The organism is Opitutus sp. ER46, assembly GCF_003054705.1.
Lineage (GTDB): Bacteria > Verrucomicrobiota > Verrucomicrobiia > Opitutales > Opitutaceae > ER46.
In genome coordinates, this window is record NZ_QAYX01000025.1 from 421,378 (window position 1) to 432,887 (window position 11,510).

11 protein-coding genes are annotated in these 11,510 nt (G+C 64.6%); 8 read left to right on the forward strand and 3 right to left on the reverse strand.

Going from position 1 to position 11,510, the window contains the following annotated elements; genetic code table 11:
• The first annotated feature begins 723 nt into the window (after positions 1 to 723).
• The 8 genes from DB354_RS20090 to DB354_RS20120 all read left to right on the forward strand — a co-directional run bounded on the left by DB354_RS20090 (position 724) and on the right by DB354_RS20120 (position 6,880).
• Complete coding sequence (locus DB354_RS20090) at positions 724 to 1,056, forward strand: hypothetical protein (protein WP_107837430.1); 333 nt, start codon at positions 724 to 726, stop codon at positions 1,054 to 1,056.
• Positions 1,057 to 1,334: 278 nt separating this feature from the next.
• The gene (locus DB354_RS20095) at positions 1,335 to 1,646 is read left to right on the forward strand and encodes a hypothetical protein (protein WP_107837431.1); all 312 of its coding nucleotides are present in this window, start codon (positions 1,335 to 1,337) and stop codon (positions 1,644 to 1,646) included.
• Between the two features lie 505 nt (positions 1,647 to 2,151).
• Positions 2,152 to 2,304 carry a hypothetical protein gene (locus tag DB354_RS22765; protein ID WP_233256710.1) on the forward strand — a complete coding sequence of 51 codons (153 nt, stop codon included), beginning with the start codon at positions 2,152 to 2,154 and terminating at the stop codon, positions 2,302 to 2,304.
• Positions 2,305 to 2,388: 84 nt separating this feature from the next.
• Positions 2,389 to 3,399, forward strand: a complete 1,011-nt coding sequence (locus tag DB354_RS20100; protein WP_146180341.1) for a serine protease — start codon at positions 2,389 to 2,391, stop codon at positions 3,397 to 3,399.
• 334 nt (positions 3,400 to 3,733) lie between these two features.
• Positions 3,734 to 4,231, forward strand: coding sequence for a hypothetical protein (locus DB354_RS20105; RefSeq protein ID WP_146180342.1), 498 nt, complete (start codon positions 3,734 to 3,736; stop codon positions 4,229 to 4,231).
• Positions 4,232 to 4,679: 448 nt separating this feature from the next.
• A complete protein-coding gene (locus DB354_RS20115) occupies positions 4,680 to 5,336 on the forward strand; it encodes a hypothetical protein (protein WP_107837435.1) in 657 nt (218 codons plus the stop codon).
• Positions 5,337 to 6,199: 863 nt separating this feature from the next.
• On the forward strand, positions 6,200 to 6,655 hold the full coding sequence (locus DB354_RS22115; RefSeq protein WP_146180343.1) for a hypothetical protein: 456 nt from the start codon (positions 6,200 to 6,202) through the stop codon (positions 6,653 to 6,655).
• Between the two features lie 6 nt (positions 6,656 to 6,661).
• Positions 6,662 to 6,880, forward strand: coding sequence for a hypothetical protein (locus tag DB354_RS20120; RefSeq protein WP_107837436.1), 219 nt, complete (start codon positions 6,662 to 6,664; stop codon positions 6,878 to 6,880).
• On the opposite strand, the gene DB354_RS20125 is transcribed toward DB354_RS20120, so the two are convergent.
• The 3 genes from DB354_RS20125 to DB354_RS20135 form a co-directional block, all read right to left on the reverse strand.
• Positions 6,867 to 9,140, reverse strand: coding sequence for a right-handed parallel beta-helix repeat-containing protein (locus DB354_RS20125; RefSeq protein WP_107837437.1), 2,274 nt, complete (start codon positions 9,138 to 9,140; stop codon positions 6,867 to 6,869). The genes DB354_RS20120 and DB354_RS20125 overlap by 14 nt on opposite strands.
• The gene (locus tag DB354_RS20130) at positions 9,137 to 10,351 is read right to left on the reverse strand and encodes an MFS transporter (protein WP_107837438.1); all 1,215 of its coding nucleotides are present in this window, start codon (positions 10,349 to 10,351) and stop codon (positions 9,137 to 9,139) included. Before DB354_RS20130 ends, DB354_RS20125 begins: the two co-directional genes overlap by 4 nt.
• 83 nt (positions 10,352 to 10,434) lie before the next feature.
• Positions 10,435 to 11,490, reverse strand: a complete 1,056-nt coding sequence (locus DB354_RS20135; protein ID WP_158277628.1) for a LacI family DNA-binding transcriptional regulator — start codon at positions 11,488 to 11,490, stop codon at positions 10,435 to 10,437.
• Positions 11,491 to 11,510: the final 20 nt, after the last annotated feature.

Consider the following 11,510-nt stretch of genomic DNA (forward strand, 5'->3'; position numbering starts at 1 on the left):
CGCGGGCGGCTGGCCTGAACGGAGCGTTCCGTAGCTTGTAGATAACGCGTCGCTCTCGGTTCGTGGCGCAGACGAATCTTGGACTGTATGGTGTTCAGGACCTCAGGCCGCGTTTCCATTCTGGAAGCCGCCCGCAGCTAATTGCCCGCCAGTCCGCGAAGGTCGATTTTAGGCCTGATCTTCTGCGACGATCATGTTCACTGGTGGTCGTGAATTCGTTTATACGGGACAGTTCAGTTCGATTAGTGCCGACGGGGTCGGCCTAGACACACGTTCGGCCATGTACATCGGTACCGTATTCGCTGCTCTAGCGCTTTCATACGTGCTCGCATGTACTTTTGCCATCTGGTCCTCGTGCACCCTAGCAGCAGCGCGACGCCGACGACTACTGTTCATCTCTTGGAGCATTACCGCGGGCCTGTTACTCACCACCGGTTTCCTTTCTTGGATCCTCCGAGATGGGCTCGGACCAGGATCGGTACCTAGCAGCGGCTCCGCAGCACTGAGACGTTTCGTGCACGAGTGGTGGTTCCCCTGCGTAGTCCTTCTTGCCGTGCCGTCGTTTTGTTCGGTTTTCTCACGCTGCGCCTGTTCGCCCCGGGCCTAACCAGAGCGCCCGAGCGAATGCTCACCATTCGTCAATTGTCGCACGTCACTTCCGTGCATGAACCTCCGACCCTAAACCCAGTGAGCGTAGCTCATCGCTGACGTTCGGCAAAATACATGGTCGCTTTCCGGGAAGTCAGAATTCGCATCGTAGCAACCCCTCCGGGCGAAGCGCCGCTTGAGGTGCGGGAGCAGTGGGTAGGCCTCGAGCTTCCCCTCATGGGTGGCGAGGTGTCTGCCGTACAGATCGAGACGTGCGGTGTTGTGACCGGCGAGATCGATCGTGAAGAGACTATCGGCTACGTTATTGATATCGAGGACGCTATGCTGGCGTTGGCGTCGAAATCTCCCAGTGCTGTGGCTTGGTGGCGGACCAATGCAGCGCACCTGTTTGAAGCAGGGGGGACGTTAGTGTTTCACGAGTACGTCTGTCGGTTGGTCGAGCTTTGAATCGCCGAACCAGAGTGCCCGAGCGAGCGCGCACCATCTGTCCTTCTCTGGGCGGCATTGTTGCCGTGGCGAACCTGGCTCGCCAAGCATCGTATGGCCGCGTGGTGCTGATGTATGACGCTCGTCCGTAATTCCGCACAGGAAGAACCAATTGCCCGAGCTAACGAGCTTCACGACCAATGATTCGAACACTCCCTCAGCGATCCATCCGGCCCCGTAGCTCGCGATCCACGGCTTGTCCCGTCGCGCTCGTGGCTCATCTTTGAGGGTAGGCCAACATGAAGATAGGCAAACTCACGTCATTGGTCGACGGTCCAGAGCGAGATGTCCTGGTCCGAATCTCCTCGCTCGAACTCTTCTCCGGCATTTCCGATCCACCTGGCACCATCGACGGCCACGAGGTTGTCGGCTGCGATGTGGTGGGCGAGCGACGCTGGTTCAGATCACCAATCTACCGCTTGTACATTCGACTGAAAGGGGGACGCCGGGTCCTTTTCTACAGTGCAAAAGAGCAGCTCGACGTGGCGCTGCTTCTGGATGAATTCCAGGCGTCGTTCCGCGATGCCCAGTGTACGTGGGACAAGGCCTAACCCGGAGAGTTCTGTTTCGGCGAAGCCCGAAACAGGACGCTTGTTGAACAAGCCCGGTTCGAAGACCACGCCGCGGTGAATCGCCCGCTTATGCGGAATGTGTTTGGCCGTTGGAGCCGAGTGAGCGTGCGACGGGAGCCGATACGGTGGTGGGAGTGACGGCGGACGAATGGGCGAGAGGGGCTTTGAGCGTGCCGATTGCGTCAACGGGCGACAAATCGACCGAAGTCCCGACCGGAGTCCAAAGCGGCGGCTGGCCGCGCAGGGCGGCCAGGGTCGGATCGGAATGAATCCGGTATGAACTCATGCCGCGGAGGGGAGAGGCGGTCCGGTGGTGCGGTGGCAGAGTCGGACGGAGCCGTCGGGTTGGCAGGGGGGCGACGGGGTCAGGCCGATATTTGCTAGAGAACGTGCGGTGAGAGCCTGGGTGCATGAAATCTAGCGAATATCGGCCTGACCCCGTGGGCCGTGGGCCGATCACAATCACTGCGAGTATTTCCTGACGATGGACAGCAAGCTGATCCGGTCGGTCGCTTCGCGTAAGCGCAAGACCTCGCTCCGACTTGTGACCCCAAGCCAGTTCCTCGCGGAGTTCGAAAGCTTGCGGCCCGCTGCTGAACTTGAGCGGAGTGCCTGGCTCAAGCTTCGCGAGAAGTGAGACGGTAAGGGCGGTGCCGCACCAGCCTGCGATCCAGGATTGGACTTCCGGCGCGAGGGCGACCTCGTCAACCTCGACCACCCAATGCCGAATCAGCTACCGCTCATTCCCGTCGCCGGCTATGGCGAGATCGCAGACGTGAGCGACGTGCCGGAGCTGCGCAGGTCGGTATTCCCCCTGGTTTTCTCGAACCTCGATGGAACGTTTCTCTACCACGGTAGTTGTTTCTCCGTCTCTTACTCCGGGGGGTTCTGCACGGCGATGCACGTCATCAACGACGGCTTTGGTTCGAGACGTGGCGACGAAATGAAACGGCTGGGCGCCTATGGCCTGATTTTTGTGCCGGGGGTCTGTTACGGGGCCCCAATATTGCACCCTTTTCGTCAACTGGACGGGAACGTGCTAATGTTTCCGCGTGATCCAAATCCCCTGGCGTACCGCACCGAGCGTGATCCGGACGACATCGGTTACGATATTGCTCGCGTGCGATTTGCGTTGCAGGCCGGCGACAGGCCTCGGCCGCTTTGGGTGCACTGCGGATTGTGGGCATCGCTAAAGGAGGGCGATGACGTAGTTGCAGTCGGCTTCAACGAGGCTCTTGGCACCTCCTCGACCAAAGAGGATTTAATGCATTACTCCGATCAATTGTCAGCCTGCCGGCTGAAGGTCACTGGCCTCGAAATCCGTGAGCCCGGTGCCCTGGGGGGCGGCCCGATCATGACGCTCAACGCGAATATCCCTCCGGGGTTCAGCGGCGGTCCGATCTTCGCAGGAAACGGTGCAGTGGTCGGTTTGGTTTCTACCGGGATCGCGGGCGCAGCACACGGCACTGGAGTCTGGCTTGAACCTTACGGGATCCAGGACACCCGTCGGCCCGAGTCATCGTGGCTCCCCGATGTCTTCCCTGACCAATGCCATAACTCCCAGGATCTCTTCGAGGCGTGGGGGGTAGTTCCTCCCGGGACCACGGATTGGAAAGAAGTTCATTGGGAAAAGGCGAAGGCGGAGAAGATCGCTGCCGGCCTGTCTGGAAGCATCCGCAGAATGTGGCAGAATAATGATGGGACAGTCTGCGTAACCGCGGATCGATCCTGACTAAAGTGAAGGCTCCTCCTGCCCGCCGCGAAAATTGTGCCTCGGCCGTCAAGGTAATGCTCCTTCGTCGCCTCCACCTTGACTGCCGGAAAAGGCCGCGGCTATTCGGGGCAGGTGGAGCGCTGGCATTCTTTTCTGTGTTTGCACGACGGCCTGCTCCGATGATTTTGCGCTCCGACCCTGAAACGTTGAAGATGCCATGCCGGATATTAATGTCGCGAGGTCCTTGACCTATATCGGCCCCCGAAAGGCCCTGCTCCTCTGCATGGTGTGGGACATGGGATTTCAGTTGGGTCAGGCCGGGGGAGCGCCTTCCACTTGGCGGAGGAGAGGCATGCGTCCGCGGCTGTTCATGCGTCAGGCCGGGCTCATGTGCATGGGTCGAAAGGCGCTGCACCCGGAAGATCACTGGGCTTTTGCTCTCTGGCCGGAGGAAAACAGCCCCGTGGATGCTGTATTTCGTCGGCGATCGCCGGCAGGCAACGAGGAATTCGAGTTCGTCCAGCTGAAAGAATTTGTGCCCGAGGACCTGAATCCGCGGCAGTCACTCCAGTCATTGCTGGATCGGCTGATGGGGAGGTATCCGGAGGCCGGCGGGTTCACGATCGGAATCAATGTCAATCGCGACGCGACTACGAATCTCGGGCAGCTCCGCGTGCCTCCACTCCGCAACGGAAGCATCTGGCTATTTGGCGTCGGGGGTGAAGCCCCGTTCGACTGCTTCCTCCTTGGCGACCTGCTGCGGCCGGCGGAGCTCACAGGCTGCTTCTTCATGCATCCCCGTTTTCAGCCCGGTGAATCCCCGCTTTCCCTAGGGAACATGGCTGACTGAGGTGCACGAGCGGGCGAGACTTTCTCGCGCAATCGACGCGCGGAGAGACGGCGTCGCCCGGGAGTGTTTGATCGTTGTAACGGTACGCGCCAGGGCTCTGCTGCTTCCCTATGCCCGCGCGCCACACGACGACCCTAGTTGCAATCACGCGGCACAGGCGCGGCGAGAAACCCGAGCAGATGGGTTCCGGCGTGCTGGTCACGCTCTTCGGAAAGTATTTCTTGCTGTCCGCGACCCACGTCCTGGAGGAATCGAGTATAGTGACGGCACCCGCTACGATGATCCGCTGGATGTGGGATTTATCCTCTTGAACGATGATGCGGTGCGGAGTCTTGTCCGTGCCGGGCGGACCTTCCTCTCCGCGCATGACGTCCCCATTCAGGTGGAGGGCTTCCGGGACACGGTGTACGTATTCAGCGGATTTCCCGCGAGTCACTCCACGACCAGAATGCGGCCGACCGTTGTGGAGTCGACGCCGACATTCATCCGCGGGAAGGGGCTTTCCGCCGAGCGCATGTTCCGGCTCAATCGCGATCCGCTGCTCCACATGGCAGTTGATTATGACCGCGAGCGCCAGCAGGACGAGGACACCGGCGTCCGCATCAACGGACCACAACCGGACGGAATGTCGGGTGGTCCGGTGTGGCTCATCCTGCCCAACGGCATGCCGGTGCTGATGGCTATCGGAACGTTTCACGATCCCGTGAACCGCGTTCTCATCGGAACATTCCTTCAGCCGGTCATCAGGCTGCTGAAGCAGACACTCGACCTGACGTCTCGGTCGGGAGACGCGCGGCGGGACACGCTCATCACAATCCCCGACCGGCTGATCGGCGCGCTGGGCGGGATCAAGATTCGCGTCCAGATGAGCGCCAGCACGCACGGGCCGGCGATGATGGCGACGGGTGATCTCGTATTCGAAAACCGCGAACGCGATCGGGCCGTCGCAACGGTCAGGTTCCCGACCGGCGCGCAACGCACTCTGACCCAGCCGGAGATCGATTCGCTTGAATGGGCGCAGCCTAACCCTGAGAGCTCTGTTTCGGCGAAGCCCGAAACAGGACGCTTGTTGAACAATCCTGGTTCGAAGACCACGCCGCGGTGAACCGCCCGCTTATGCGGAATGTGTTTGGCCGTTGGAGCCGAGTGAGCGTGCGACGGGAGCCGATACGGTGGTGGGAGTGACGGCGGACGAATGGGCGAGAGGGGGTTTGAGCGTGCCGATTGCGCGCCTTAATGGCTGTGGGTTTATGGTTAGTCATGACCACAACATCCTTGCCGATCCCGGCTCGCCCTACCACCTTCGCGACGACCGACCTCGCCGTAGATCAACGACCGCCAAGGCAGTACCACCGACTCATCCCATGCTCACCGCACCGCACCGCCGCGCAGCGGCTTGGTTCAACCAGTCGCCCGAGCCAATGAGCTGCTATCGGCGTGATTCTCGCATTTCATTTCCGCTCCACCCTGTGCGACCAAACGGCTCGCCCGCTCGGGTGAGGGCGCATCTTTGATATTCGGCAGATCGCAATAGAACGAACCGCATGTCATCGATCGCAGCTGCTATATTTCTCCTGGCTGCAGCTGGTTTCGCGTTCAGTACGGCGACGGTCCAATGGCGCTCCCTCCGTGACCATCCACGCGCTGAGATGGTTCGGAGAGTACTCGGCGATGCCGGCGCCCGATCCTTCTATGTCCTGCTGGGTCTCGCTCTTCTGGCCCTCGCCACCGGAACACTATGGTCGCGCTTCGTCCCCTAACGGACGCTCCAGCCGAACCAGTCGCCCGAGCCTACGCGCCTACTTTGCCGTGATTCGAACCTTCCAGTCTCCGCTCCAACTGATGCGAAGAGCGCTCCAGCTAGTCTGTCACCGATTCCGGCTGCTTGGCGCGACTCTGTTTGTCGTCGTCTTTTCGGGGTGTGAAGTCTTGGACCCGCCGCGCGCCACCACTCTCTCGCCGCTGCCCGTGACTGCTGTCCTGACAGGTGCAGCACCTGGCGATACCTTCGAACTGCTTACATTGCCATATCCCGCTGCAAAGATCGTGGAACGGCATCAGGTTCCCGTTGGCAACTATCTGCGCAACGCCTTTCAGAGAGGTTTGCCGAATGCCTCTGTGGCCATTCGGGCTTGGGAGCCTTCCGCCGATGTAGAGGGTACATTGGGGCCACACGTAGTGATGAAGCTTGGATTTGAGATGGCGATTCGCACCAACGGCACCGAGCGGCGCGTGGCTGATTTTGTCTCAGCCGATGTTGGGGCTTTATATGTCTCACATCTTTCAACCACTGGGCTTCATTCGGTCGACTCACACGAAATCTCTCGACCAATCCATGACCAGCTCCGCCCCTTTCTGGATATGGTGGTCGAGAAAGTTAAGTGGCGCCTTCGTGAAACCGAGTCTCCTCCTGCCGAAAATTGAGCTCCGATGATCTCCAAGACGGATAGCTTCCAAAGAGCCTTTGTCCGCTTTCTCGCGGCCGCATGCCTGTCTGTCGCCGCCGAGCCAAAGATCTGTCGGATAGAGGGCGCCTTTGGCCTCAAGCTTGGTGACCAGTTCGCCTCGGGAAAAGCGGTCGGCAATGCCGCGCTCACCCCCGGCATTCCGATGTATCAGTTTGCCCCTCAGGCGCTCAGCGGGGATTGAGGGGGCGGAAGCGGAGGGGGCTGGCGGGCAGCGGGGCGGCGGTTTTGTCTGCCCGCGTGACCGAGACTTCGCCCGACAGGCCGGCGGCCCAGGTGGTTTGGCCGAGGGACGTCCAGCCGCGCTCGCCCGCGGCGGCGACGGGGACTTCCGTGCGCCCGTTCTGAGATTGGAGAACGTAGCGCGCGGCGGGATCGCCGGGTTCGCGCCAGACCGCGACTTCATACCGGCCCGAGCGGGGAATCACGGGTAGCCACTGGCCGATCGCATCGACGTCGTTGGCCACGAGTCGGACCGCTCCGCCGCTGGCGGCCATGGGACTCCAGTGCCCGCGGAGCCCGCGGAAATCCACGCTGGTGGGATCGACGAACACGTCGTCGGCGCTGAGCGCCGTCTCGCGGACTCCGGCCGCGCGCGGCTCGAGTCCAGCGGCGGCGGCGATCGTGTTGGCCTCGGCCGGCCACGCGCCGGCGCGCAGCAGGACCGCGGGTTCGACCTGGTTGTCGGTGCCGTCGTTGCGCAGCGCGGAGGTGTCGGCGTAGTTCGCCGTGACGCGGTTGCCGCGGATGTTCGGGTTCCAGATGTACAACCAGCGCGAGGCGTCGGTGACGACGTTGTCGTGGATGTGAAAGCCCGAGGTGAACTGGTCCGGATAGAGCGCGCCGCCGGCTTTCGTCCCGGGATCGGGCGTGACCATGCCGGCGATGACGTTGAATGCGATTTCGGATCCGGGCTGGCGGTCGGTGGTGTAGATGCCGCCGCCGTCGTCGAGCCGGCGCATGAAGTTCTGCACGCGATTGTGGGTGATGCGATTGGCACGCGCGTCGGGCGGCGCCGGCGGCTGGCCCCAGCCCCAGCCGACGCTGATCGCGGTGTACGGCAGGCCCACGGTCTCGTTGTGGGCGATCTCCAGCGCGTCGGTGTAGTAGCCGAGGATTGCGACCGAGCCGAAGTAGTCCTGGCCGAGATGGGCGAGGAAGTTGTTGGCGACGCGGTTGCGCCGCGGGAAGAGGCGGGGCGTGTTCGGCCGCGCGGCGTCCTCGCCGATCTCGATGCCGCCGGCCGCGAGGTCGACGAACGCGTTTTCCTCGATGGCGTTGTCGTCGCCGCCGCCGGTGAACATCACGCCGGTGCCTCCGAGGTGGAGAAAGCGGTTGCGGCGCAGGACGACGTGGTCGGCGGTGTGCGCCTGAAACGCCGCGGGGATGCGGTCCTTGCGCTGGTTGTGCCGGTACTGCGGATCGTCCGCTTGCCCGGGCTGGGCGGGCACGAGCGAGTTTGCCTGCACGTCGACGAAGCCGGCCACGCTGGGGCGCGTCCACCCGGTGTGGGCGAACGTGAAGCCCTCGAAACGCAGGTGGTGCACGGGCGCGGCGGGCGTCCCGGCCAGGACGATCAGGTTTTCCAATACGGGGCGGATCACGACCGCGGTCGCGAGGTTCTCCCCGTCGCGCGGGCGGTAGCGGAGCGTGCCCGTCGGCCGGTCGAGGAAGAACTCCCCGGGGGCGTCGAGAAACGCGGCCGCGTTCTCGAGCCAATAGGCGCGGTGCTCGTAGCGGCGGTCGCCCTGCGGCTGCCGGGTGACGGCGTCCCACTCGAGTGGATTGATCACGGCGCGGACGGTGTCGCCGTCGCCGGTGACCCGGCTGATGCGGAGTCGCTTGTGCATCCAGGCAATCAGGACGGACATCTCCACCTCGTCCGGCCGCAGCTCGGCGCCCCCGAAGTTGGCCCGCGGCACGTCAAAACCGTCGGCGGCCTTTTCCGTCGTGAGCGTGAAGGTCTCCCCAACGTTCGGGTGCCGCGCGCGAATCGCGCGACGCTCGCCGATCCAGAGCTGCCGGAAGTCGGCGTCGTGGCCGACCTCCGCCGCGTACGTGGCCGCATCGACGCGTCGCCAGCTGGTCACGCGCCGCCCACCGCTAAGGATCACGCGGGCGTCGGGCGCGGCGCGATAGGTGACAACGTGACCGCCGCGCCCCGAGTCGGCGGCGTCGAACCGCACCGGTGCCGCCAGCTCGTAGATCCCGGGCTGGAACGTGACGACGATGTCGGCTGGCGCGCGACCGCCGGCCAGCGTCTCGCGGACGGCCTGGCGCGCGCGTTCGAACGTGGCAAACGGGGCGGCGGCGGAGCCGTCGTGCGCATCGTCGCCCGCCGGCGCGGGCGCGACGAAATAGTCGGTGGGCCGGCCGGCGGCGACAAGCGCGGGGCCGCAGAGGGCACCGACCCAGAGAACGAGGAGCAGGAGCGGACGAATCATGCGGCACGGACGAGTCGCGGCAGCGTGCGCCAGAGCAGCACCGCGGCCAGGGGATGAAGGCAGGCGAGACCGATGAAGACCGGCACGTAGCCGATGTGCTGGATCAGGGGACCGGCTACGAGATTCATTAAAAGTCCTCCGCTGGCGCCGACGGCCCCGAGGAGGCCGGCAATGGTCGCCGCGGAGTTGCGCGGGAAGATGTCGGCTACGAGGAGCCCCTGGCCGAAGAACCAGATCTGGCAGATGATCGCCACGGCGGAGATCAGCACCAGGGCCCAGAGGAGCGAGGGCGCGAAGGTGGTGAATGCGCCGAGCGGGGCAAACGCCGCGGCGAGCGCGAACATCGTGACGCGCACGCGCGCCGGCGGCCGCCCCCGGGCGACGAAGAAGTCCGTGATCCGGCCGGTCAGGATCACCGCCAGCGAGGCGACAAACGACGGGATCCAGCCGATCCAGCCGAGTTGGGAGAGCGAAACACCGATCCGCTCCTGCAGGTAACCCGGCAGCCAGAAGAGGTGAAAGTACCAGACCGGGTCGGTCACGGCGCGCGCCCCGAGGAGGATCCATACCCGCGTGTCGCCCAGGATCGTCCGCAGCGGCACCGCGGCGGGCTCCGCCTCGGCCGCGCCCGACGCGGCCGGCGGATTCCGGTCGGTCAGCCACCAGCCCGCGGCGAGCACGCAACCGACTACGCCGGGCAGGATGAACGCCCAATGCCAGCTCCACGTCGTCGTGAGGAGCGCGACCAGCGGAGGCGCCAGGATCGCGCCGACCGTGGTGCACGGGCTCAGGAGGCTCCACGCAAACGCCCGCCGCTCCGGCGGAAACCACGTCATCATCACCCGCTGGATCGCCGGAAACGCGCCGGGCTCGGCCGCTCCCAAGAGGGCCCGGGCGCCAGCCAGTTGCGCGAGGTTCTGGGCGCAGCCGCAGAGGATGTTCGCTACCGACCAGATCCCGACGAAGGCGGAGAGGCTCCGGCGCGTGCCGAACCTGTCCACCAGCCGGCCGCTCACGACATAGAACAGGATGTACGGCGCCATGAACGCGGTCACCAGCCACGAGTAGTGGATGTCCGTGAGCGCCAGCTCGACCTTGAGCGTCGCCTTCAGGATCGAGAGCGTCTGGCGATCGAGGTAGTTGAGCAGCCCGATCCCGAAGAGCAGGAGGAGCAACCACCAGGCGCGGCGGCTTGGACGAGGGATGGACATGGGGAGGGTAACGTCGGACGACCGACGCGGAGAAGAGGAAGGCGGACGGCGCGGCGCGCGAACCGCGGCGTCACTGAAACCGTTCAGGACCTGGCGGGCGTCGCCGCGGCCGCGGGCACGCCCGGCTGCGGATGCCAGTCGCCGCGGATCTGGACCCACTGGGGATGATCGGGGAGACCGAAGCTGCGGCTTTGTTCGAGGCCGGTGACGAGATCGACCGCGGCGCGGGCGGCGAGGTCGTAACGCTGCTGGATGCCGGGCAGGCCCAGGGGATCGTCGGCCTGCCAGTTGGCGCACCACACGCGCCGGGCCTGGCGCAGCCGCTCGAGGCCCGGGTGGGCGATCTCGGCCCACATTTCCCGGCGCAGGAGGAGCACGCCGTCGGGATCATGAAGGCGGAGCCAGCGGCCGAACGCGGGCCGCGGCGAGCGGTCGAGCGCGTAGATGAGGCTGCGGGCCTTTGATTCCGAAGGGTGGTGCGTCATGAACGCGGCGCGCACGGCCTTGTCGGTCCGCAGGTCGATCTCCTCGGTGAGCACGATGGCGGGACGCTGCACGCCGAGCGCGGTCATGCGCTGCAGGCATTCGCCGACCGCATGGTAGTGGTCGTGGGCAACGCGGTGCAGTTCCACTGGCCAGCGGGCGTGGCCTAGGACGACGCACGCGAAGTGTTCCCATGCGAGCTGCAGGTTGGCGGAAACGCCTTCGATGCCCGGAGAGAAGATGACGCTGCTGATGCCGCGGGTGCGGAGGATGCCGGAGAGCCGCGCCCCGCTGAGCCGGTCCTCGGCGGGCCAAAACTCCTCGAGGTGGTAGCCGCGCAGCCCGGCGCGGGCGGAAGCGCCCTCGCGCATGCCGGCGAAGAACGGTTCGGCGCGGGTGAGGTCACGTCCGCCATGGACCCAGACGAGTGCGATGCGCCCGGCGGACTGGACCGGCCGGCCGCGGCCGATGTGCGCCATCAGGGCGGAGATCTGTGGATCCGGGCGGTAGCCAAGCTCGGCGGCGAGCGCCTGGATCCGCTGACACGTGGCCGGTGGAATGCTCGGGTGGTTGCGCAACGCGTACGAGACGGTGGATACGGCGACGCCGGCGCGCGCAGCGATGTGCTTGATGGTGCAGCGGAGTGGGGGCGGCATCGGCGCCGAGAGCTGAGTGA

Bases quoted from the DNA above. Each gene is read 5' to 3' on its own strand.
- DB354_RS20130 (WP_107837438.1), bottom strand. From the start codon at position 10,351: ATGTCCATCCCTCGTCCAAGCCGCCGCGCCTGGTGGTTGCTCCTCCTG.
- DB354_RS22765 (WP_233256710.1), top strand. From the start codon at position 2,152: ATGGACAGCAAGCTGATCCGGTCGGTCGCTTCGCGTAAGCGCAAGACC.
- DB354_RS20120 (WP_107837436.1), top strand. From the start codon at position 6,662: ATGATCTCCAAGACGGATAGCTTCCAAAGAGCCTTTGTCCGCTTTCTC.
- DB354_RS20095 (WP_107837431.1), top strand. From the start codon at position 1,335: ATGAAGATAGGCAAACTCACGTCATTGGTCGACGGTCCAGAGCGAGAT.
- DB354_RS20105 (WP_146180342.1), top strand. From the start codon at position 3,734: ATGCGTCCGCGGCTGTTCATGCGTCAGGCCGGGCTCATGTGCATGGGT.
- DB354_RS20100 (WP_146180341.1), top strand. From the start codon at position 2,389: ATGCCGAATCAGCTACCGCTCATTCCCGTCGCCGGCTATGGCGAGATC.
- DB354_RS20115 (WP_107837435.1), top strand. From the start codon at position 4,680: ATGCGGCCGACCGTTGTGGAGTCGACGCCGACATTCATCCGCGGGAAG.
- DB354_RS20135 (WP_158277628.1), bottom strand. From the start codon at position 11,490: ATGCCGCCCCCACTCCGCTGCACCATCAAGCACATCGCTGCGCGCGCC.
- DB354_RS20125 (WP_107837437.1), bottom strand. From the start codon at position 9,140: ATGATTCGTCCGCTCCTGCTCCTCGTTCTCTGGGTCGGTGCCCTCTGC.
- DB354_RS20090 (WP_107837430.1), top strand. From the start codon at position 724: ATGGTCGCTTTCCGGGAAGTCAGAATTCGCATCGTAGCAACCCCTCCG.